Source organism: Enterobacter sp. T1-1 (assembly GCF_000710795.1).
Classification (GTDB): domain Bacteria; phylum Pseudomonadota; class Gammaproteobacteria; order Enterobacterales; family Enterobacteriaceae; genus Enterobacter; species Enterobacter cloacae.
In genome coordinates, this window is record NZ_JALW01000003.1 from 131881 (window position 1) to 154446 (window position 22566).

The following is a 22566-nucleotide window of genomic DNA, read 5'->3' on the forward strand; positions in this document are numbered from 1 at the left end:
GTTATTTTTTTTTGCATGTATGAAACGAAACTAAAAACCAAGAGGCCGGGCTTCGTACCGGATAGATATTTACTAAAATCCGACAGTTGTTGTCGCTGAGGAAGAAAGAAATGGGGCAATTTTTCGCTTACGTGGCGGTTATCACCGTAAAGGAGAATAACTATGTCGCATAACGCAACTCCAAACACCTCTCGCGTGGAATTACGTAAAACACTTACGTTGATTCCGGTTGTTATGATGGGCCTTGCCTATATGCAACCAATGACGCTGTTCGATACATTCGGTATCGTATCAGGCCTTACTGACGGTCATGTGGCAACGGCGTATGCCTTTGCACTGGTCGCTATTCTCTTTACAGCGCTGAGCTACGGTAAACTGGTTCGCCGTTTCCCGTCTGCAGGCTCTGCCTACACCTATGCCCAGAAATCCATTAGCCCGGCGGTTGGCTTTATGGTGGGCTGGTCATCGCTGCTGGACTACCTGTTCATGCCGATGATCAACATTCTGCTGGCAAAAATTTACTTCGAAGCGCTGGTACCTTCGGTACCGTCGTGGCTCTTTGTTGTTGCGTTAGTGGCCTTTATGACCATCTCTAACCTGCGCAGCATTAAGACCGTGGCGAACTTCAACACCCTGATTGTTATTCTGCAAATGGGTATTGTTGCGGTTATTGTGGGTTTGATCATTTACGGTGTTTCTCACGGTGAAGGCGCGGGCACGCTGGTCAGCTCTCGTCCGTTCTGGTCTGAAGGGGCACATGTGGTGCCGATGATCACCGGTGCGACTATTCTGTGCTTCTCGTTCCTGGGCTTCGACGGTATCTCTTCTCTGTCTGAAGAGACCAAAGATGCAGAACGCGTGATCCCACGAGCCATTTTCCTGACTGCGTTGATTGGTGGCATGATCTTCATTGGTGCCTCCTACTTCCTGCAGCTCTACTTCCCGGATATCTCTCGTTTCAAAGAGCCGGATGCTTCACAGCCTGAAATCATGCTGTATGTAGCAGGGAAAACCTTCCAGTGGGGCGTACTGATCTTCTCCAGCGTTACCGTTCTGGCTTCTGGTATGGCTGCGCATGCAGGGGTTTCTCGCCTGATGTATGTAATGGGTCGTGACGGTGTGTTCCCAACCCGTTTCTTCGGCTACGTTCATCCGAAATGGCGTACTCCGGCGTGGAACGTGCTGTTGGTTGGCGCAATCGCCCTGATGGCCATTAAATTTGACCTGGTGACGGCAACGGCACTGATCAACTTTGGTGCGCTGGTGGCCTTTACCTTTGTTAACCTCTCCGTGATCTCGCAGTTCTGGATCCGTGAGAAGCGCAACAAAACGCTGAAAGACCACTTCAATTACCTGGTTCTGCCAATGTGCGGTGCGCTGACGGTCGGTGCATTGTGGATTAACCTGGAAGAGAGCTCTATGATTCTGGGGCTGATCTGGGGTGGTATTGGTCTGGTTTACCTGGCCTGCGTGACGAAGAGCTTCCGTAACCCGGTTCCTCAGTACGAAGACGTTGCGTAATACCGTGTCGGGTGGCGGCTACGCTTACCCGACCGACAAAACCCGTAGGCCCGCGTAAGTGCAGCACCATCGGGCAAAAAAAACCGGAGACCATCGCCTCCGGTTTTTTTATCGCTGAATTTCAGACTATCTCTTGTACGTACCTGAACAGTGCTTTCAGCAGCGCCTGCTTCTCTTCATTCCCTTCGTATTGGCCGTAAAGCATCTCCAGCTCCTGCACATAGCCGTGCAGATATTCAGGCGTAAACACATTACGACGATGCTGCAGCCAGCTTTCCTGCTCAGCTTCATCCAGCGTGCCGGGATAGTTACGCGCGCGGTAGTTAAACATCAGCTTCTCAATGCGTTTATCCGCAAAGGTGATGTCCAGCGCGGGCAGGTTACGCGGTTCGGTTTGCAGGACGATGTTCATCGCAGCACGGTCGGCATCGCTGAAGAAGCCGTTATACAGCTGCGCATCCACATTTTCGGACGGCACGAATGGCTCGGCTTCGGCAAATATGGCGACGACTTTCTCGCGCACCTGCGGATTTTCGCGCAGTATTTTAAGGTTATCCAGGCAGTGCTGGCGGTTGATCCCGAGCCTGTCAGCATCTTCCGGGCGCAGCGTATTGGCCTGCGCCAGTACGGGACATTTATTGATATGCACCAGTTTGACCGGCACCGCGGGCAGGTCTCCCAGCGCATCTTTAGGGGTATAGAGGCGCTCACGCAAGGTATCGCTGTCGAGCTTCAGCAGCGGGGAGATATCCCCGGCTAAATCCACCATGATGACCGCGTTACGGTTATCCGGATGCCAGGCCAGCGGTGCCACCCAGCTGGTGTTGCCGCGCCAGGCACCAAACATGCCGGAGATATGCACCAGCGGTTTCATCTGCGGCACATCAATCAGCGTCATCAGTTTCTGCTTACTGCGATGACTCAACAGATACTCAAACAGGCGTGGTTGTGCGGTTTTGACGAGCTTCGCCATGGCAATGGTGGCGTAGACGTCGGCCATCGCGTCGTGGGCATTACTGTGCTCAATGCCGTTGGCGCGCGTCAGGTGCTCCAGCCGGAAGCTTGGCAATCCGTCTTCGTTTTCCGGCCAGTTAATCCCCTCCGGGCGCAGCGCATAACAGGCGCGCATGATATCCAGCAAATCCCAGCGCGAATTGCGGTTCTGCCAGCTCCAGGCGTAGGGATCGTAGAAGTTGCGGTAGAAGATGTTGCGCGTCACTTCATCATCGAAACGGATATTGTTATACCCGACCACGCAGGTATGGGGAACGGTGAACAGATCGTGGATACGGCGGGCGAACTCTGCCTCGTTAACGCCTTTTTCCCGCGCTTCCTGGGGCGTTATCCCCGTGACCATGACAGCGCCGGGCTGCGGCAGGTAGTCATCGGCAGGTTTGCAGTAAAAGACCTCTGGCTCACCAATAATATTGAATTCGTCGTCAGTGCGGATGGCGGCAAACTGCGCCGGTCGGTCCAGCGCCGGGTGGGTGCCAAAGGTTTCGTAGTCGTGGAATAAAAAAGTCGGGCGTGCGGCAGAGTCAGACACCAGTAATACCATCCTGTTAAAAAGTGACGTCACTATGGTAAACGATCGTGAGGGACAGACCGAATAAAAAGCGCCGTCATGCAGCAAATTTGCGAGCGTGGTTCCGGGAAAAACATGCTTCCTGTCACATTTTTTTGCAATTAAGCCAGGTAACGACACCAGAACTCCCGTAAAAAGGTCATCGATTTTTAATGACCTGAGGATATACCGTTGAAACGCCGTCTGTTTATTGCTGTTTCTTTACTCGCTTCGAGTGTCTCATCTGCTTTTGCGGCCGATCCGCTGGATTTTTCGCCGCAGCCTCCGGCCATTCAGGCCGGCTCCTGGGTACTGATGGATTACACTACGGGTCAAATCTTAACGGCGGGCAACGAACATCAACAACGCAACCCGGCGAGTCTCACCAAGCTGATGACCGGCTACGTTGTTGACCGCGCTATTGATAGCCACCGCATTTCCCCGGATGACATTGTCACCGTCGGGCGCGACGCGTGGGCAAAAGGTAACCCTGTCTTTGACGGTTCGTCACTGATGTTCCTGAAAGAGGGTGACCGCGTTTCTGTGCGCGACCTCAGCCGCGGTCTGATTGTTGATTCTGGTAACGACGCCTGTGTGGCGCTGGCGGATCACGTGGCCGGTGGTCAGCCGCAGTTCGTGAAGATGATGAACGACTATGTGCAAAAGCTGAATCTGCGCGATACGCACTTCGAAACCGTTCATGGTCTGGATGCCCCAGGCCAGCACAGCTCCGCGTATGACCTGGCCGTGCTGTCCAGAGCCATCATCCACGGCGAGCCTGAGTTTTACCACATGTACAGCGAAAAGAGCCTGACCTGGAATGGGATCACGCAGCAAAACCGTAACGGTCTGCTCTGGGATAAGACCATGAACGTGGATGGTCTGAAAACGGGGCACACGTCAGGGGCCGGATTTAACCTGATTGCTTCCGCCGTGGACGGTCAGCGTCGTTTGATCGCTGTAGTGATGGGTGCAGACAGTCCGAAAGGGCGTGAGGATCAGGCCCGTAAACTGCTGCACTGGGGACAACAGAATTTTGATACCGTGCAGATCCTGCACAACGGTAAAAAAGTGGGCACCGAGCGGATCTGGTACGGCGATAAGGAACAGGTGAACCTGGGCACCGACCAGGATTTCTGGCTGGCATTACCGAAAGCAGAAGTACCAAACATCAAGGCAAAATACGTGCTGGATACAAAAGAGCTGGAAGCGCCGATAGCCGCCCATCAGCGGGTAGGCGAGATCCAGTTATACGACCGCGATAAAGTGGTCGCTCACTGGCCGCTGGTGACGCTGGAGCGTGTTGATAAAGGTGGCCTTTTCTCCCGTCTGAGTGATTATCTGCACCACAAAATCTAACCTTTCTGGGCAGACTGGCAGGGTTGCGAGTCTGCTCACATAATAAACACTCCTTGATTGCCGATTATAGAAATTCTGCTTTATAGTGTATAAATATACAGTGATAAACGGAGGCAGTATGGACTACAGCATCAGGCAGGAAAAGAAACGTAAGATTGCCGGTTTTCACCTGGTCGGGCCATGGGAACACACGGTAAAACAGGGCTTTGAACAGCTGGTCATGTGGGTCGATGGCCGACACATTCAGCCGCTGGAGTGGGTTGCGGTTTATTACGATAACCCGGACGAAGTGCCGGCAGAAAAATTGCGCTGCGATACGGCCGTTACGGTACCGGATGATTTCGTTATCCCGGAAAACAGCGAAGGGGTGATGATGACGGAAATTGCGGCCGGAGATTACGCCGTCGCGAAAGCACGTGTTGAAAACTACGACTTCGCCACGCCGTGGTACCAGTTCTTTAACTCCCTTTTGCAGGACAACACATTCCAGATGGCTCTGAAACCGTGCTTTGAGCGCTATCTCAATGATGGCAACGCCGACGGGTACTGGGACATCGAAATGTTTATCGCTGTAGAGCATAAAGCGGGGTAGTCCTGTTAAATACAGGGTTTTTCAGCCGGGTGTGATCCGCCCGGCTGAAAACACAGTACAATTGTGATTTGCCGTGTAGCTGGAGAGCGGGTGTGCGTCCCGACAAATCATTAACGTCTTTCGAAATTCGGTTGTATAAACACTACCGCGTGGTTCATGGGTGCCGTATCGCGCTGGCATTCGTTCTGACGTTTGTGCTGGTCCGTTTACTGGATGTTCCTGAAGGAACGTGGCCGCTGATCACGCTGGTGGTCGTCATGGGGCCTATCTCGTTCTGGGGGAACGTTGTCCCGCGTGCTTTCGAACGCATTGGCGGTACGTTTTTTGGCTCAGCCCTTGGGTTGATTGCCCTTAAGCTGGAGCTTATTTCATTTCCGGTGATGCTGGCCTGGTGCGGTGTCGCCATGTTCCTCTGCGGCTGGCTGGCGCTGGGTAAAAAGCCCTATCAGGCACTGCTGATTGGTATCACCCTCGCGGTGGTGGTCGGCGCGCCAGCGGGTGATATGACCACGGCACTGTGGCGAAGCGGGGATGTTATCCTTGGTTCACTGCTGGCGATGCTTTTCACCGGTATCTGGCCGCAGCGCGCTTTCCTGCACTGGCGCATTCAGATGGCAAATTACGTCACCGCTTTTAACCGCGTCTACCAGGCCGGTTTTTCACCTAATCTTGTCGAACGTCCCCGGCTGGAGAAGCACCTTCAGCAGATCCTTAATGACGTGGTCAAAATGCGCGGTCTGATTACCCCTGCCAGTAAAGAGACCCATATTCAGAAATCGATTTTCGAAGCTATCCAGACCGTGAGCCGCAATCTGGTCTGCATGCTTGAATTGCAAATCAACGCGCACTGGGCCTCGCGCCCCAGCCATCTGTTAATGCTGAACGCGCAGACGCTGAAGGAGACGCAGCAGATGACGCAGCAAACCCTTCTGACCATCGCTCATGCCCTTTATGAAGGTAACCCGCAGCCCATCCTCGCAAACAGCGAGCGTCTGAATGAGATCGTTGCCGAACTGAAACAGCTGATCAACGAGCGACAGGGCGATAACGTAGCGGAAACCCCAATCCATGGTTACGTCTGGCTGAGCATGGAGCTGGCGCGTCAGCTTGAGTTGCTGTCGCATCTCATTTGCCGCGCACTGCGCAAATAAAGAGCAGCTATCGCCATATGTGACGGCTGCTGCTTCGATTCAGCATCAATTGGGGTTATGATAGTTTTAAACGATATACTCATTGTCATTCGCAGCCGCTGTCAGTAAGGTTATTGTTACAACGGTTGCTTTAACGAATCCGAATCTCACATTATCAGGGGTGTAAAAATGGAAACTACCAAGCCTTCGTTCCAGGATGTTCTGGAATTCGTCCGCCTGTTCCGCCGCAAAAACAAACTGCAGCGTGAAATCCAGGACGTTGAGAAGAAGATCCGTGACAACCAGAAACGTGTTCTGCTGCTGGATAACCTGAGCGACTACATTAAGCCAGGTATGAGCGTTGAAGCTATTCAGGGCATCATCGCCAGCATGAAGAGCGACTACGAAGACCGCGTTGATGACTACATCATCAAAAACGCTGAGCTGTCTAAAGAGCGTCGTGACATCTCCAAAAAGCTGAAAGTGATGGGCGAAATCAAAAACGCTGAAGCCAAAAGCGAATAATCGCTGCTGATTGCAAAAAAGGCTCTCTGGTGACAGAGAGCCTTTTTTATTACGCAGAGCGCGGCTGAAGCTGGTAGATCCAGGCCTTAACCTGGTCACCTTCGGCGGTGGTCACCATGACCTCGACCCGATCGTAGCCGTCTTCAAATTCGTCCAGCATCGGCCAGTGTGCCTCAAGGTTACTGGAGATAAACAGATAACCCTCAACGCGTGGGCCATCGGCGTGCAGCACGATACCCGGAAAATCTGCCGCAGCGCCCCAGCCACGCGCATAAAATGTCCCGGTGACAAAACCGGCCTGCCATTCACCGCCGATGCTTTCGAGAATATGTGCATTTGAATGGCCCGGGCGTAACGTACCGTAGACAAACAAAGAGTCCATTTTTCCTCACCAGAAAAGCAAAAAGCCCGCTTTAAAAGCGGGCTTTTCAGAATGTGGCTCCTCTGACTGGACTCGAACCAGTGACATACGGATTAACAGTCCGCCGTTCTACCGACTGAACTACAGAGGAATCGTTGTGGAGGCTTATCTTAGCGGCGAAAAAACTTTTGTCAAACCTGATCTTAGTGATTAGCGATCGATTGCCGATTCTGTCATCAGTTTGTTGCAAATCCAGACATCTTTTTATGGAAAATACTTTGCAGGATGAGCTTTTCTCCCCCATCATTTGAAATGGAGTTTCAACTTTTCTCGCTAAGGTCCATTTTGAACGTTACTGCCACTCTCCGCCAGGCGATTATGCGCACGCCATGGTATGCAAAACGTAAAAGTTATCGTGTTCTGTTCTGGCGTGAAATCACCCCGCTTGCCGTACCTATTTTTCTGGAGAATACCTGCGTTCTGCTGATGGGGGTGTTAAGCACCTTCCTGGTGAGCTGGCTGGGTAAAGAGGCGATGGCCGGGGTCGGGCTGGCGGACAGTTTTAACATGGTGGTGATGTCTTTCTTTGCCGCTATCGATCTTGGGACCACGGTGGTGGTGGCCTTTAGCCTGGGCAAGCTGGATCCGAAGCGTGCCCGCGAAGCCGCCCGGCAGTCGCTGATGATCATGACCCTCTTTTCGATCATCCTGGCGGCGGTGATCCACTATTTCGGCAAAGAGATTATCGACTTTGTCGCGGGTGAAGCGACGAATGAAGTTAAGGATCTGGCGCTGACCTATCTGGAAATGACGGTCTTAAGCTATCCTGCCGCGGCTATCGCGCTGATCGGTAGCGGCGCGCTGCGCGGGGCGGGCAACACAAAAATTCCGCTGCTGATCAACGGCGGAATGAACATCCTGAATATCATGATCAGTAGCGTCCTGATCTACGGTGTTTTCTCCTGGGAGGGGATGGGGTTTGTTGGTGCAGGGCTGGGGCTGACTATCTCCCGCTACATTGGTGCGGCAGCCATCCTCGGGGTGTTGATGGCGGGGATCACGCCATCGCTGCGCCTCACGTTAAAAAGCTACTTCCGACCCTTTAACTTCGCCATTATCTGGGAAGTGATGGGGATTGGTATTCCTGCCAGTATCGAGTCGGTACTGTTCAACGGCGGTAAACTGCTTACCCAGATGTTTGTTGCCGGTATGGGGACAGATGTGATTGCCGGTAACTTTATTGCCTTCTCCATCGCCTCGCTGATTAACCTGCCGGGTAACGCCTTAGGGTCGGCCTCCACCATCATCACCGGTAAACGGCTCGGCAAAGGGCAGATAGGGCAGGCGGAGCGGCAGCTGCGCCATGTCTTCTGGCTGTCGACCATCGGTCTGACGATAATTGCGTGGGGGAGTGCGCCCTTTGCCGGGCTGATGGCCTCGTTCTATACCCACGAAGATGATGTTAAAGAGGTCGTTAAGATCCTGATTTGGCTCAACGCGGCCTTTATGCCGATCTGGGCGGCGTCCTGGGTACTGCCTGCCGGGTTAAAAGGGGCACGCGATGCCCGCTTTGCGATGTGGGTCTCTATGCTCGGCATGTGGGGTTGCCGCGTGGTAGCGGGGTATACGCTGGGGGTCATGCTCGGTATGGGGGTCGTCGGGGTCTGGCTGGGGATGTTCCTTGACTGGGCCGTGCGTGGGGCATTGTTCTACTGGCGTATGGTAAGTGGGCGCTGGCTCTGGAAATATCCGCGGCACAATGCCTGACAAATGTGCGAAATGTTGAATAAATCGGCAAACGATCGGAAATCTGCATTCTGCCTTTGACAACACCGGGTAGCATCGATAATATGCGCCCCGTTCACACGATTCCTCTGTAGTTCAGTCGGTAGAACGGCGGACTGTTAATCCGTATGTCACTGGTTCGAGTCCAGTCAGAGGAGCCACATTCTGAAAAGCCTGCTTTTAAAGCAGGCTTTTTGCTTTTGTGCAGCAGGTAAAAATTGCCCGGTGGCGCTGCGCTTACCGGGCCTACGGACGAGTAGGCCGGGTAAGGCGAAGCCGCCACCCGGCAATAAACCGCACTACCGGTTAACACGAATCGGCGCCGTCGCCTCCACCAGCCACGGACGCGCGTCGCTCTCCACCAGCGGGGACAGCGCTTCGCGCACCTGCTGGTGATACTCATCCAGCCACTGCTTTTCCTGCTCGTTTAACAGATTGAGTTCGACCTGGCTGAGGTCGATTGGGATCAGCGTCAACGAGGCAAATTTGCAGAATCCTGGAGAGCTTTCCACAATCTCCACCTGATTTTCAATGCGGATCCCATGGCTATCCGCCAGATAGTATCCCGGCTCGATAGTCATAATATTGCCCGCCACCAGCGGCCATGGGTTGACCTTTTTAGCGATGCGATGCGGGTTCTCATGGATAAGCAACTGATGACCCACGCCATGGCCCGTTCCGTGATCGAAATCCAGCCCCATCTCCCACAGCGGCCGACGCGCGAAGGCATCCAACTGATGCCCCTGGGTGCCGGACGGGAACTGCAGGGTAATCAGCGACAGAAAACCTTTCAGCACGGCGGTGTAGTGTAATCGCTGCTGCGGGCTGACCTTGCCCCACGCCAGGGTACGCGTGGCGTCAGTGGTACCGTTATGGTACTGACCACCAGAATCATTCAGATAAAAGTGGTCATGGCCGATGGGTTTGTTGCTGGCTTCGCTTGAGTGGTAGTGGCACATCGCCGCATTGCTGGATGAGGCCGAAATGGTCGCAAAACTTTGCTCAATAAAGCCTGGCTGCAACTCGCGAAACACGAGTTGCTGTGCCTGGGCCTCCAGCTCGGTCAGCGGCTGGCCTGCTGCCGCACGTGCGGGCACTTCACGGCTCAGCCAGGCAAGGAAATTGACCCACGCGGCACCGTCCTGATGATGGCACTCCCGGTAACCCGCCAGTTCTACCGGATTTTTATTGGCCTTCATCAGCGTGATGGGGTCGGTGCGCCAGAGAATGTCACCGTGTGGCTCAATGGCAAAACGCAGAGCCACCGGCGCTGAATCGGCATCTACCATCACCCGTTTACCGTGAGAAAGGCGCTGGCAGCGTTCAATAAAGGCATCCTGCGGCGCAATGGTGAAAGCGTTTCGCACGCTATCAGGCAGGTTGCTTAGCTTATTGTCGTTAACGAACCACTCAACGCTACCGTCCCGACTGAGCAGGGCAAAAGAGAGCGGAACCGGGCTGGTGGGAATATCTGAACCGCGCACGTTAAGCAGCCAGGCGATGTTATCCGGCAGGGTCACGGCCAGATAATCGGCATTGTTCTCGGCCAGTACGGCGGCAACGCGCTGACGTTTATCGGCGCTGCTTTCACCACTGATTTCAACGGGCATCTCGCGGATAAGCCCCGCCGGAGCGGCAGGGCGATCGGTCCATAACGTATCAAACGGTGACTGGTTAAGCGGCACCATTTCGCACGGTGTCGCAGACAGCGTCTCATAATCGGCATTGGTCATCAGCAGCGCTTCAAAACCAATACGGGTGCCAGCTTCAACGTTGGCCGTCAGCCATTGTGCCAGCGGCTCGTTGTGCAGATGATGGATCTCTACTTCATCCATATTGACCTGCACGCGGGCCTGAACCTGATAGCGGCCATCGACAAAGAGCAGAGCCTTGTCTTTTAGCACCAGTGCCAGCCCCGCCGAGCCATCGAAGCCAGTCAGCCAGGCCAGTTTTTCATCATACGGCGCGCAGTATTCGCTCTGCCAGGCATCTGCGCGCGGGACGATCATCCCGTCGAGCTTATTTTCCTGTAGCCACTGACGCAGGGCCGGTAACGGTGATGGGGTGTGCATTATTTTTCCTTATTGTTATCAGCGGAATGGCGGTTCGTTAAAGGTACGCAGCTTGCGTGAGTGCAGCCGGTCACCTTCTGCCCGCAGCAAATCAATGGCGCGAATGCCAATTTGCAGGTGTTCGGAGATTGCCCCTTCGTAGAACCGGTTTGCCTGTCCCGGAAGCTTGATTTCACCGTGCAGCGGTTTATCGGAAACGCACAGCAGCGTGCCGTAAGGCACACGGAAGCGATAACCCTGAGCGGCAATGGTGGCGCTTTCCATATCAATCGCCACCGCGCGGCTCAGATTGAAGCGCAGGGCAGAGGCGGAGTAACGCAGCTCCCAGTTACGGTCATCTGTCGTGACTACCGTGCCGGTACGCAGACGCTGTTTGACCTCTTCACCCGGCATGCCGCTCACCTCTTTGGTGGCGTCGTACAGCGCGCGCTGCACTTCGGCAATGCTTGGGATCGGGATGTCCGGCGGGAGCACGGCGTCAAGCACGTGGTCATCACGCAGGTAGGCGTGGGCCAGCACGTAGTCGCCAATCAGCTGGCTTTCACGCAACCCACCGCAATGACCAATCATCAGCCAGACGTCCGGGCGCAGCACCGCCAGATGGTCGCAGATGGTCTTGGCGTTTGACGGACCCACACCGATGTTGATAAGCGTAATGCCCTGGCCGTCGGCGGTGATCAGGTGCCAGGCTGGCATCTGGTGCTTCTTCCATGCCAGATCGGAGATAGCCTGCTCAGGCGCTTCGGTTTCAGCGGTGATCCAGATCCCGCCGGCACAGGAGAGGGCGATATAAGGGCTCTCCGGGTCAAGGATTTGGCTACAGCCCCAGCGGACAAATTCGTCGACATAGCGGGTGTAGTTGGTAAACAGCACGAACGGCTGGAAATGCTCGGCTGGCGTCCCGGTGTAGTGACGCAGGCGCGCCAGGGAGAAATCCACACGGCGGGCGTCAAAATGCGACAAGGGGGAAAACTCTGCCGGATGATAAATGCCGTCGGCGGTCTCATCGCCAATCTGCGACAGCTCGGTCGTCGGGAAATGGCGCGTCAGCCCTGCGCTCATGGAGCGGTCGAGCGTTAACGCCGAACCGTCAATCACGTACGGATAGGGGATTTCATGCTGTGATGGCTCAACGGCAATGTGTGCGCCGTAATCCTGATAGAGCAGAGTGAGTTGCTCCTCAAGATAAGGACGGAACAATGCAGGGCGGGTCACGGTGGTGCTGTAGCAGCCGGAGTGGGTAAAACGCGCGTAGGCACGGGTCTTTGGCGTGGTACTGGCGCTGCCGTCCCAGGTGACAGAGAGCGATGGATAAACAAAAAGGCCCTGGGTTCTGGCCTTTTCGTCGGGAAGTTTCCCTGTTTCGATGTACTCACTGATGGCGCTGCGCAGCGCATTGACGGACTGTTCGTACAGCGCGTCGAGTTTTTCCAGTGCCTGAGTCGGGGTCAGGCTGGAGCCCTTATTATTCATGTCTGTCTCCTTGTTCCACAGGTGTGCTGCTATACCCGATAGTATGTCACACGCCTGTGAAACAAAAGGGAGATCAGGGATGGTGTGTCTCTTTCATCACCAGCGCCGTGGCGGCCGACAGCAGGCAGCCTGCCAGCAGGTAGCCTGCCACGCTGTGCCAGTTTCCGCCGGAGAACGTTACCAGCGCGGCGGCAATAAACGGCGTAAATCCGCCGCCCACGACGCTCGCCACCTGGTATCCCACGCCCGCCCCGCTGTAGCGGTAGCTTGCGCCGAACAGTTCGGTAAACATCGGTTGCTGCACGCAGACCACCATGTCATGGGCAATGTTGGCGAGCATAATGGCAAAGAAGACTATCCAGAAGACCGACTGTGCCTCCAGCGCCATAAAGAACGGCCAGGCGCTGAGGGAGCCAATCAGCGCACCGGTAATATAGACGCGGCGGCGGCCAAACCGATCCGCAAGCCAGGCGAAGCAGGGGATTGTCAGACAGCTGATCCCGCCCACCAGCAGACCGATATTCAGGAACAGCTCACGGGGGAGGCCGAGGTTCTGTGTGGAATAGTTCAGGGCAAACGCGGTGACGATATACATCGTCAGCAGCTCGCACAGGCGCAGGGCGATAATTTTCAGAAAAGCGCCAGGATGACGTATAAGCGCCTCCATCACCGGCAGCCGTTTTCTGGCAACGGGGTTTTCCCGCTGCTGTTCAAACTCGGCGGACTCTTCCATTCCGTTACGGATCCACAGCGCGGCGATAACCAGCACGATGCTGAAGATGAAGGGAATGCGCCAGCCCCAGCTCAGAAACTGCTCATCGGTCGTGAAGTGACTGATAAGCGACACCAGCCCGGTGGAGAGCAACAGACCCACGCCGTACCCTACCTGCACGCCGCTGCTGTAGAACGCTTTCTTATTTTTCGGTGCGCTTTCGACCGATAACAGCGCCGCGCCGCCCCATTCGCCGCCCACGGCAAAGCCCTGAATGGCGCGCAGGGTGACCAGCAGTACCGGAGCCCACCAGCCAATCGTGGCAAACGACGGCAAAATACCGATGAGCGCAGTGGCGATCCCCATCATCCAGACGGTGAGCATCAGCATGCGTTTGCGGCCAAGTCGGTCGCCAAAGTGGCCGAAGATCACCCCGCCCAGCGGGCGGAACAGGAAGCCGACGCCAAAGGTGGCAAACGCGGCGAGCGTGCCCATGGCGGGGCTAATTTGCGGAAAGAATTCGCGGTTAAAGACCAGAGCGGCGGTGATGCCGTAGAGCAAAAAATCATACCAGTCCACGACGGCCCCCGCGAAGCTGCCAAAGGCGGCGCGGCGGGCACGGTTAAGGCAAGGCGTCCCCTCGCCGGGACGTGTGGAGATGAGGGTGGAGTCCATAGTTGTCCTGTCTGCACTGATTTTTTATTTATTGGTATAAGAAAAGGTTACTCACAAAGCCATCGTCATAGCGACGCGATCTATGAGACTACCGCGACGGGAGGCACGAGGAAACTGATTTTATTTCCTGATGGGTAATGCAAAGCGGCTACGCTATGCTTAGCAAATAGTGAAGCGACTAAGGAAGGGAATATGCGTCGTAGAAATGTGCTGGGCTGTCTGGCTGCCTTGCTCATAAGCCAGAGTGTCCAGGCGGTGAGTTATCCTTTGCCGCCCGCCGGGAGTCGGCTGGTGGGCAGCACGCAGGTTATTACCGTACCGGACCACAACACCTTGCCGCTTGAAGCGTTTGCCGCGCAGCACGGGCAGGGGCTGAGCAACATGCTTGAGGCAAACCCCGGTGTTGATCCGTTTTTACCGCAATCCGGTACCCGACTGGTGGTACCTCAGCAGCTCATTCTTCCCGATACGGTTCGCAAAGGTATCGTGGTGAACGTGGCGGAAATGCGCCTTTACTATTATCCGCCAGGCAGCAATACCGTTGAGGTGTTTCCCATCGGTATTGGCCAGGCCGGGCGCGAAACGCCACGCAACTGGGTGACAGCCGTCGAGCGCAAGCAGGAAGGACCAACCTGGTCGCCCACGCCAAACACCCGGCGTGAATACGCGAAAGAGGGGAAAACGTTGCCCGCATTCGTGCCCGCCGGGCCGGATAACCCGATGGGGTTGTATGCGCTCTATATTGGCAGGCTTTATGCCATTCACGGTACCAACTCGAATTTTGGCATCGGCCTGCGCGTCAGTCAGGGCTGCATTCGTCTGCGTAATAACGATATCAAATACCTTTTCGACAATGTGTCGCCAGGCACGCGCGTGCAGCTTATCGATCAGCCTGTAAAAGTGACGACGGAGCCAGACGGCAGCCGCTGGGTGGAAGTGCACGAACCGCTGTCGCGTAACCGCGCAGAATTTGAATCAACCAATAAAGTGCCGCTGCCGATTACCCCCGCGTTGCGGGCACAGCTAATAAACGAGGGGGCGGGCGCAGAGCTGGAACGTCGATCCGGGATGCCGGTTAAGCTCGCTTTGCCCGGTGGCGCTGCGCTTACCGGGCCTACAGTCCCGTAGGCCGGGTAAGGCGAAGCCGCCACCCGGCAGTTTTCCAGAACGCAAAAAAGCAAAAAGCCTGCTTTAAAAGCAGGCTTTTCAAATTTGGCTCCTCTGACTGGACTCGAACCAGTGACATACGGATTAACAGTCCGCCGTTCTACCGACTGAACTACAGAGGAATCGTGTGAACGGGGCGCATAGTAACGGCCTGCGTACGCCTTGTCAAAGGATGAAACCACGCTTTGCGTCTGTTTGCTGACAATTTCAGCAAAGTGGCGATTTTGCCAACGTAATGCACCGTTGTGGTGCGGATATACCTCTTATGGGGCAGATCATAAACCGCTGTTTCAGTAATAAATCCGGCGTCTATGATTAGGTTTCCTTATTTTCAGGCGCTTAGCGAACAAATCAGACCTGCTGGTAAAACTGGCATTCATATTGCAAAACCTGTTCAACAACAACAGCCAGTACCGGCAAAGCATTTCGAACAGGGGGCAAAATGAACTTAAGACGACTGAAATACTTCGTAAAAATCGTCGATATCGGCAGCCTGACTCAAGCGGCGGAAGTGCTGCATATCGCGCAGCCTGCGCTGAGCCAGCAGGTGGCTACTCTGGAAGGCGAAATGGATCAGCAGCTGTTGATCCGCACCAAACGCGGCGTGACCCCAACGGAAGCAGGCAAGATCCTGTATACCCACGCGCGCACCATTCTTCGTCAGTGCGAACAGGCACAGCTGGCGGTAAATAATGTTGGCCAGACGCTGAGCGGACACGTTTCCATCGGGCTGGCACCGGGGACCGCTGCGTCCTCCATCACCATGCCACTGCTGCAGGCGGTGCGCGCTGAGTTGCCGGAAGTGCTGGTCTATCTGCACGAGAACAGCGGCTCTGTCCTGAATGACAAGCTGCTTAATGGCCAGCTGGATATGGCGGTGCTTTACGATCGCTCTCCGGTTGCGGGGATCACCAGCCAGCCGCTGCTGAAAGAAGATCTGTATCTCGTGGGCACCCGCGATTGTCCGGGGCAGAGCGTTGACCTCACTGCGGTTGCAGAGATGAATCTTTTCCTGCCGCGTGATTACAGCGCCGTGCGCGTACGCGTGGACGAAGCGTTCTCCCTGCGCCGCCTGACGGCGAAAATCATCGGTGAAATTGACTCCATCTCCACGCTGACTGCGGCGATCGCCAGCGGGATGGGCGTCACGGTGCTGCCGGAATCCGCCGCCCGCTCGCTGTGCAGCGCAGCAAATGGCTGGATGGCGCGCATCACCACGCCATCAATGAGTTTACCGCTGTCGCTGAACATGTCCGCCCGTGGCTCGCTGTCGCCACAGGCGCAGGCGGTGAAAGAAATTTTAATGTCGCTGGTGAGTAAGCCATCGCTGGAGAATCGTGAACTCCAGCTCGTGAGTTAATATTCCAGAAAAGCATAAGATGCTGGTTTTTATTATTTGTTCTGCAGCTCAGCTGACTCTAACAATAGAGCTATGTCAGATGCGCCGGAGTGAATCGTGAATTTCCAGCAACTTAAAATTATCCGTGAGGCGGCCAGGCGGGACTATAACCTGACCGAAGTCGCCAATATGCTCTACACCTCCCAGTCGGGCGTCAGCCGCCATATTCGCGAGCTGGAAGAAGAGCTTGGCATTGAGATTTTTATCCGTCGCGGCAAGCGCCTGCTTGGCATGACGGAGCCAGGTAAAGCGTTGCTGACCATCGCTGAGCGGATCCTCAACGAGGCCAGCAATGTCCGTCGCCTGGCGGATCTCTTTACCAATGACGCCTCCGGCGTGCTCACCATCGCCACTACCCATACTCAGGCTCGGTACAGCCTGCCGCCAGTGATAAAAGCGTTTCGTGAAATTTTCCCGGACGTTCGCCTGGAGCTTATTCAGGGCACGCCGCAGGAAATTGAAATGCTGCTGCAAAACGGTGGGGCGGATATTGGTATCGCCAGCGAACGCCTGAGCAACGACCCGCTGCTGGTGGCTTTCCCCTGGTTCCGCTGGTACCACAGCCTGTTGCTCCCGCTCGATCATCCGTTGAATCAGGTTTCACCGCTAACGCTGGAAGCGATAGCGAAATGGCCGCTGATTACGTATCGCCAGGGTATTACCGGGCGTTCGCGCATCGATGAAGCATTCAACCGCAAAGGGTTAACGCCGGATGTGGTGCTGAGCGCACAGGATTCCGATGTGATCAAAACCTACGTTGAGTTGGGGCTGGGCATTGGCCTGGTCGCGGAACAGTCCGGCGGCGAGGGCGATACCGGGAACCTGGTGCGTCTGGATACACGTCATCTGTTTGACGCCAATACCGTATGGCTCGGCCTCAAGCGCGGACAGCTACAGCGCAACTACGTGTGGCGCTTTATCGAACTCTGTAACGCCGGGCTGTCCGTTGACGAAATCAAACGCCAGGTGATGGAGCCGGAAGAAGTGGCGATTGATTATCAGATATAGCTGCTGGCTTGCCCGGTAGCGCTGCGCTGACAACGTGTGGGATCATCGATTGACTAAACGTCCAGACTACCGTACTGGCTAGTGACATCGACGTTAACAGAGGCAAGCCAGAGATGGCCCATTTCGTCGAATGGCTGGATGAGGAAGTGGCGGCCTGGCGGCCGTTAACGTAGTCCTGAACTCTTTTTTACGATACTGCTCGCAATGCGGTGAGCACCTGATGGGGGATTCACCGAAATACTCCTGCACGTCTTCAGCTTTCGCGTAACAACACAAGAATAACGCTCATTCTCTCAGGATAATCGCTGCTATAGCTTTACAGCTATATAGTTTGTGATCTATATTTTATGGAGGGAGTGTGTGGACAATTAACACGACGGACAGGTTCGATTGCTGGTTTCGTTCACTTGACGATACTGATCGGGCCAGCGTGCTGGCAGCACTGCTTGTTTTGCGAGAAAAGGGGCCTGCTTTGTCGAGGCCCTATGCCGATACGCTTAAAGGCTCTCGTCACAGCAACATGAAAGAGCTGCGCATTCAGAGTAAGGGCGATCCGTTGCGGGCATTTTTCGCGTTTGACCCAAACCGTACCGGCATTGTGCTCTGTGCCGGCAATAAGGTCGGCAACGAAAGACGCTTTTACGATGAAATGCTTCTGGTGGCCGACCGGGAATTCACTCACTGGTTGAATACATTAAAAGAGAGGACGTTACGCGATGGGCAGAAACCTTGAGCAGCTTATAGCGGATGAAAAATCGGATGTTGTTGCCAGCGCTCAGGCAATGGCTGCCGACATTTTGCTTAATATCCATCTGGCAGAGCTACGTGAAAAGGTGCAAAAAACGCAGGTTGAAATGGCGCAGGCGCTGGGCATCCGACAGCCCACCGTCGCGGTCATGGAAAAGCCCGGGCGCGATCTGAAACTCTCTTCACTCAAGCGCTACGTTGAGGCTGCGGGTGGAAAGCTTACGCTTGACGTTGAGTTACCGGATGGTTCGCATTATGAGTTTGTGCTGTAGGGCACAAAAGCAAAAAGCCTGCTTCAAAAGCAGGCTTTTCAAATTTAGCTCCTCTGACCGGGATCGCCTTAGCCAGTAACTAGCGAATAAACAAGCTAAATCAGAATTCCCTTTCGGTTGGCGTTGGTGACATGCTGCTGCACCAATTCAACGATCCAATCAATAAAAACGCGCAGTCTGGCGTTGACATGGCGGCTCGGCGGAAACGCCAGGTACAGGGGCATTGGAGCAATACGCCAGTGTTCAAATAGCGGAATCAAGGCACCACGAGCCTGATGCGCTGCCGCCATATAGACTGGCAGCGCGATCACGCCTAATCCCGCTAACCCGGCTTCGAGGTAAGCATTGCCATCATCCACGGCCAGTACATAGCTGCCCGTGATTTCAATACGTTCACTCTCACTGCGCAGTACCAGAGGATCAATCTTACCGGTGCGTGAGGACAAGAACCCTACTCTGCGATGGTCGGTGTTTTCCAGTTCTCGCGGGTGCGAAGGGGGGCCAAGGCGTTCCAGATAACTGGGGGCGGCGTAGACGCCGATTTGCAAATCTCCGACATGGCGTGCAATCAGGGACTGATCGGTGATCTCGCCGCCGCGTAGCACGCAATCCACGTTGTCGCCAATCAGGTCCACCACCCGGTCGCTCACGCCCATGTCGAACTGGATGTCAGGGTAGCGTGCATGGAATGCCGGTAGCGCCGGCACCAGGATGAGGCGGGCCAGCGGACTGGGCACATCCACCCGTAGCCGTCCCCTGGGCGTAATTGCCGCACTGGACAGGCTGTTTTCAGCATCTTCCATGTCCGCCAGCAGGCGGATGACGCGTTCGTAGTAGACCGCGCCATCGGGAGTGACGCTGAGCTTGCGGGTGGTGCGATGGAGCAATCTGACGCGCAGGCGCGCTTCCAGCTGCTGAATAAGCTGCGTCACCGTGGTTTTGCTCATATGAAGCGTTTGGGCAGCCTTTGTGAAGCTACCTGCCTCTACCACGCGAGCAAAGGCGCGCATCGCATCGAAACGATCCATTCCTTATCCTCTCTTTTCACCAATTGTTTGGATATTACAAACAATGATGGACAAAGTCGCTTGTTTATCCGCCCGATCCTGCACCTGTAAAGTGTCTTTAAGTTCATTGGGCAGATTTCGCCCCATTGCAAAGGTGTAAATATGACCGCACGCGAAGCAGTTTTTCCCTCAGGACGCCAGGCGCTCTATGAGCGCAATCGCTATTCACCGGCCATCAAATCTAACGGTTTCCTGTTTGTTTCGGGGCAGGTTGGTAGCCGTGAGGATGGTTCGCCTGAGCCCGATCTGAAAGCGCAGGTCAGGCTGGCATTCAATAATCTTAATGCTGTCCTCGCGGCTGCGGGCTGCACGTTCGATGACGTGGTTGACGTTACCCTTTTTGTCGTCGATCCCGAGTCAAACCTCGACGCTATCTGGAGTATCCTGCCAGAATATTGGGGAGAAGCGCCTTACCCAACGTTGACCGGGATCGGCGTGACATGGCTGTACGGATTCCAGTTTGAGATTAAGGTGATTGCCAGGCTGCCCTGAGCGTTAGGGACTTTCCGCCAGTCGAAAGACAAGACAGAAGAAAAATGATGAAAGCAGGGGATTATTGCCCGGTGGCGCTGCGCTTACCGGGCCTACAGTCCCGTAGGCCGGGTAAGGCGAAGCCGCCACCCGGCAAATTTTCCGAACGCACAAAAGCAAAAAGCCTGCTTCAAAAGCAGGCTTTTCAAATTTGGCTCCTCTGACTGGACTCGAACCAGTGACATACGGATTAACAGTCCGCCGTTCTACCGACTGAACTACAGAGGAATCGTGTGAACGAGGCGCATAGTAGCGACCTCGGTTCGGCTTGTCAAAGGGTGAAAACACCCTTTTTGATCGTTTGCCGACAATTTCAGCAAATCGCTGATTTTATAGCAAATTTGCGGCGAAATTACACAGCAGGATGCGCCGCCCGCGGGCAGGCGGCGCAGTTGTTTAGAACAGAACGGAGTAGTTCAGACCAAACGTGCGGCCACGGCCTTTATAGGTATACAGACCCGGAGCGCCATACGTTGGGCTATACAGCCCCGGTGCGCGCTGTCCCCAGGCAGTGGTGTAGTCTTTGTCCAGCACGTTTTCCACGCTGAAGCTCACTTTACCCACCGGCAGGGCGTAGCTGCCCAGGAAATCTACCGTGTTATAGCCATCGATCTTCTTACCGTCGGCATCAGAGACGTCAAAGGTCTGGGTACTCTGCACGCGCAGGGTCCAGTCGCCCGGCGCCCAGTTGACCCAGGCGCTGGCTTTCGACGGGCTGGCGCTGTCTACTGTCAGCTTCTCCCATTTACCGTTTTCACGGGTTTCAGACTTAATGGCGTTAAAGTTTGCGCCGGTGCTCCAGTCGCTATCGGTGAAGAAATAGTCCACCTGACCTTCCACCCCGTAGATACGACGCTTGTCGTCTTCCAGGTTGATGGTCATATCGGTTTTGTTGATGGTGATGGTTTTATCCGAGAGCGAGTAGTACGCCGCAACCTGTGTGCGCAGATTATCGCCGGTGTAGCGCCAGCCCAGCTCGTAAGCGTTAACCTTAATGCCGTCCAGCGTCGAGTCGTTAACGTTCACGCTGTTCAGCAGGCGATAGTGCCCGTCGACAAGCTGATAGGTGCCGGAGCCGTAGTACTTCGCCAGGTCCGGAATTTCAAAGCCCTGAGAGAAGTTAAACCACAGCTGCTGCTGTTCGGTCAGGCGGCCAAGGATCCCGGCGTTAAACAGGAAGTTGTTGTAATCGGTTTTCCCGCCCGGCACTGCGTCTGCAGAGGTGGCTTTCCCGGTGGCGATGGCCTGCTGCTGGGCGTAGCCAACAAAATCATCCACCTTGTTTTCAGTGTACTGGTAACGCACGCCGCCGCTCAGGGTGATGGCGTCAATGTCGTAGCTCGCCTGCAGGAACGGGGCGAGGTTGGTAATGCTGTAACCCGGATAACGCCCCACGTTGTACGCATTGTCCAGCTTCATGCCGCCGCTCGCTGCCGCTTTACTCAGGTCGAAGAACTGCTGGTTGGCGTCGAAGGTTTCATGGTCGGCGTCCACACCCCAGGTGAGCGTCAAATCATCCACCGGTTTGCTGTTCAGCGTCAGCTTGCCGCCGTAAAAATCGGTTTTCTGCTGAGAGGCACCAATGCTGGTCACCGTCCCTTTGCTCAGGGTCGGGAACGGGTAGTAGGTCAGGCTCTCGTCACGATAGTAGATCTGCGCGACCAGGTCCTGGCCCCAGAAATCGGTATTAGAGTACTGCAGGTTAATCAGATGGCGCTCGGTACCGGGAATACGGTCAGAATCCAGGTTGTTTTTGTTATACGCGGTGGCATCACCCGTAACCGCCGAGAAATTCTTCCCGAGGTACAGGCCGTGTTTGCCATCAGATTCGCTCTTGTAGTACTGGGTGGTTAACTGCAACTGCTGATGATCGTCAATATTGATGGTGCCAGTGCCCATCACATCAATACGGTCAGAATACTGTAAGCCGGTCTGGGTGTTATCGATAATCACCTCGTCGCCGTTGCCGTCATACCAGCCGCCGTAACGCTGATAAGAAACGGACAGACGACCAGACGCATTATCATTACCGCCGCTGACCGCCGCCGACACGTTCTCATCGTGGTCGTTGTGGCTGTTAAACCCGCTTTTTGCCCCGGTCTGGAATTCGACTTCCGTCTCCGGCTGACCTTTTTTGGTGACGATGTTCACCAGGCCGCCGGTACTGCCGCCGCCGTACAGTGAAGTAGCGCCGGAAATCACTTCGATACGGTCGATGTTGAACGGATCGATAGAGTCAAGCTGACGGCTGTCGCTGCGGGAGGAGTTCAGACGCACGCCGTCCACCATCACCATCATTGAACGGCCGCGCAGGTTCATGCCGTAGTTGGTGCGCCCCTGGCTGCTGACGTCCATGCCCGGGATCAGCTGCGCCAGCACGTCTTTAATCTCTTTCCCGCCCTGAACCTGCTGCTCAATTTCCGCACGCTCGATAACCCAGGTGGTCTGCGCCATCTCCGCCACGCTGCGGTGTGCGCGGCTGGCGGAGACAACAATATTTTCTTCCTTTTGTTCTTCTGCCCACGCAGAGGTCGAAAGCATGGCAAGCAAGCACGGATTTAAAACCCAAAGATGAGAACGTTTCATTGTTATGTTGATCCTGATTG

General features: G+C 55.1%; 20 protein-coding genes and 4 tRNA genes. 14 read left to right on the top strand and 10 right to left on the bottom strand.

Features of this window, described 5'->3' with window-relative positions; all coding sequences use genetic code 11:
* Window positions 1-110: 110 nt before the first annotated feature.
* Together yoeI and AK59_RS0101270 are read left to right on the top strand one after the other, a co-directional pair.
* Window positions 111-173: a membrane protein YoeI gene (gene yoeI, locus AK59_RS1000000124875; protein WP_099458931.1), complete on the top strand. Its 63-nt coding sequence runs from the start codon at window positions 111-113 to the stop codon at window positions 171-173.
* Window positions 163-1521 carry an APC family permease gene (locus tag AK59_RS0101270; protein WP_013097840.1) on the top strand — a complete coding sequence of 453 codons (1359 nt, stop codon included), beginning with the start codon at window positions 163-165 and terminating at the stop codon, window positions 1519-1521. Before yoeI ends, AK59_RS0101270 begins: the two co-directional genes overlap by 11 nt.
* Before the next feature lie 121 nt (window positions 1522-1642).
* On the opposite strand, the gene sbcB is transcribed toward AK59_RS0101270, so the two are convergent.
* Entirely contained in the window at window positions 1643-3079 is a 1437-nt protein-coding gene (sbcB, locus tag AK59_RS0101275; protein ID WP_029881830.1) for an exodeoxyribonuclease I, read from the bottom strand.
* 198 nt (window positions 3080-3277) lie between these two features.
* Here sbcB and dacD point away from each other — a divergent pair, with 198 nt between their 5' ends.
* The 4 genes from dacD to AK59_RS0101295 all read left to right on the top strand — a co-directional run bounded on the left by dacD (window position 3278) and on the right by AK59_RS0101295 (window position 6691).
* Complete coding sequence (dacD, locus tag AK59_RS0101280) at window positions 3278-4444, top strand: serine-type D-Ala-D-Ala carboxypeptidase DacD (RefSeq protein ID WP_029881831.1); 1167 nt, start codon at window positions 3278-3280, stop codon at window positions 4442-4444.
* Window positions 4445-4562: 118 nt separating this feature from the next.
* On the top strand, window positions 4563-5036 hold the full coding sequence (gene sbmC / locus AK59_RS0101285) for a DNA gyrase inhibitor SbmC (protein ID WP_029881832.1): 474 nt from the start codon (window positions 4563-4565) through the stop codon (window positions 5034-5036).
* 92 nt (window positions 5037-5128) lie between these two features.
* Complete coding sequence (locus AK59_RS0101290; RefSeq protein ID WP_029881833.1) at window positions 5129-6187, top strand: FUSC family protein; 1059 nt, start codon at window positions 5129-5131, stop codon at window positions 6185-6187.
* A gap of 168 nt (window positions 6188-6355) precedes the next feature.
* Window positions 6356-6691 (top strand): DUF496 family protein, encoded by a 336-nt coding sequence (locus AK59_RS0101295; protein WP_010432067.1) that lies wholly within the window; start codon window positions 6356-6358, stop codon window positions 6689-6691.
* 49 nt (window positions 6692-6740) lie between these two features.
* On the opposite strand, the gene AK59_RS0101300 is transcribed toward AK59_RS0101295, so the two are convergent.
* On the bottom strand, window positions 6741-7073 hold the full coding sequence (locus AK59_RS0101300) for a gamma-glutamylcyclotransferase family protein (RefSeq protein ID WP_029881834.1): 333 nt from the start codon (window positions 7071-7073) through the stop codon (window positions 6741-6743).
* Between the two features lie 54 nt (window positions 7074-7127).
* Window positions 7128-7203 (bottom strand) — tRNA-Asn (locus AK59_RS0101305).
* A 161-nt stretch (window positions 7204-7364) separates the two neighbouring features.
* Here AK59_RS0101305 and emmdR point away from each other — a divergent pair.
* Entirely contained in the window at window positions 7365-8819 is a 1455-nt protein-coding gene (gene emmdR / locus AK59_RS0101310) for a multidrug efflux MATE transporter EmmdR (RefSeq protein ID WP_120727113.1), read from the top strand.
* A 103-nt stretch (window positions 8820-8922) separates the two neighbouring features.
* Window positions 8923-8998, top strand: a tRNA-Asn gene (locus AK59_RS0101315).
* 138 nt (window positions 8999-9136) lie between these two features.
* On the opposite strand, the gene AK59_RS0101320 is transcribed toward AK59_RS0101315, so the two are convergent.
* The 3 genes from AK59_RS0101320 to shiA form a co-directional block, all read right to left on the bottom strand.
* Window positions 9137-10909: an aminopeptidase P family protein gene (locus tag AK59_RS0101320; RefSeq protein WP_029881836.1), complete on the bottom strand. Its 1773-nt coding sequence runs from the start codon at window positions 10907-10909 to the stop codon at window positions 9137-9139.
* A gap of 18 nt (window positions 10910-10927) precedes the next feature.
* Entirely contained in the window at window positions 10928-12382 is a 1455-nt protein-coding gene (locus AK59_RS0101325; RefSeq protein WP_020684707.1) for an AMP nucleosidase, read from the bottom strand.
* Between the two features lie 73 nt (window positions 12383-12455).
* Window positions 12456-13769 (bottom strand): shikimate transporter, encoded by a 1314-nt coding sequence (gene shiA / locus AK59_RS0101330; protein ID WP_020684706.1) that lies wholly within the window; start codon window positions 13767-13769, stop codon window positions 12456-12458.
* A gap of 192 nt (window positions 13770-13961) precedes the next feature.
* Here shiA and ldtA point away from each other — a divergent pair, with 192 nt between their 5' ends.
* Entirely contained in the window at window positions 13962-14897 is a 936-nt protein-coding gene (ldtA, locus tag AK59_RS0101335; protein WP_029881837.1) for a L,D-transpeptidase, read from the top strand.
* A gap of 85 nt (window positions 14898-14982) precedes the next feature.
* Here the strand turns inward: ldtA and AK59_RS0101340 are convergent.
* Window positions 14983-15058: transfer RNA gene (locus tag AK59_RS0101340), tRNA-Asn, on the bottom strand.
* A gap of 320 nt (window positions 15059-15378) precedes the next feature.
* Between AK59_RS0101340 and nac the strand changes: the two genes are divergently transcribed.
* From nac to AK59_RS0101360, 4 genes are all read left to right on the top strand, one after another.
* Window positions 15379-16296 carry a nitrogen assimilation transcriptional regulator NAC gene (nac, locus tag AK59_RS0101345; RefSeq protein WP_010432103.1) on the top strand — a complete coding sequence of 306 codons (918 nt, stop codon included), beginning with the start codon at window positions 15379-15381 and terminating at the stop codon, window positions 16294-16296.
* A gap of 96 nt (window positions 16297-16392) precedes the next feature.
* Window positions 16393-17343 (top strand): HTH-type transcriptional regulator Cbl, encoded by a 951-nt coding sequence (cbl, locus tag AK59_RS0101350; protein WP_013097829.1) that lies wholly within the window; start codon window positions 16393-16395, stop codon window positions 17341-17343.
* A 358-nt stretch (window positions 17344-17701) separates the two neighbouring features.
* Window positions 17702-18076, top strand: a complete 375-nt coding sequence (locus AK59_RS0101355; RefSeq protein ID WP_020687566.1) for a type II toxin-antitoxin system RelE/ParE family toxin — start codon at window positions 17702-17704, stop codon at window positions 18074-18076.
* On the top strand, window positions 18060-18362 hold the full coding sequence (locus tag AK59_RS0101360) for an XRE family transcriptional regulator (RefSeq protein ID WP_014832568.1): 303 nt from the start codon (window positions 18060-18062) through the stop codon (window positions 18360-18362). Before AK59_RS0101355 ends, AK59_RS0101360 begins: the two co-directional genes overlap by 17 nt.
* Window positions 18363-18457: 95 nt before the next feature.
* Here AK59_RS0101360 and AK59_RS0101365 read toward each other — a convergent pair whose 3' ends face one another.
* Entirely contained in the window at window positions 18458-19390 is a 933-nt protein-coding gene (locus AK59_RS0101365; RefSeq protein WP_029881838.1) for a LysR family transcriptional regulator, read from the bottom strand.
* A 141-nt stretch (window positions 19391-19531) separates the two neighbouring features.
* Between AK59_RS0101365 and AK59_RS0101370 the strand changes: the two genes are divergently transcribed.
* Window positions 19532-19921 carry a RidA family protein gene (locus AK59_RS0101370; RefSeq protein WP_013097827.1) on the top strand — a complete coding sequence of 130 codons (390 nt, stop codon included), beginning with the start codon at window positions 19532-19534 and terminating at the stop codon, window positions 19919-19921.
* Window positions 19922-20112: 191 nt separating this feature from the next.
* Here the strand turns inward: AK59_RS0101370 and AK59_RS0101375 are convergent.
* Together AK59_RS0101375 and AK59_RS0101380 are read right to left on the bottom strand one after the other, a co-directional pair.
* Window positions 20113-20188, bottom strand: a tRNA-Asn gene (locus AK59_RS0101375).
* Between the two features lie 168 nt (window positions 20189-20356).
* Complete coding sequence (locus tag AK59_RS0101380) at window positions 20357-22546, bottom strand: TonB-dependent siderophore receptor (RefSeq protein ID WP_013097826.1); 2190 nt, start codon at window positions 22544-22546, stop codon at window positions 20357-20359.
* Window positions 22547-22566 lie beyond the last annotated feature (20 nt).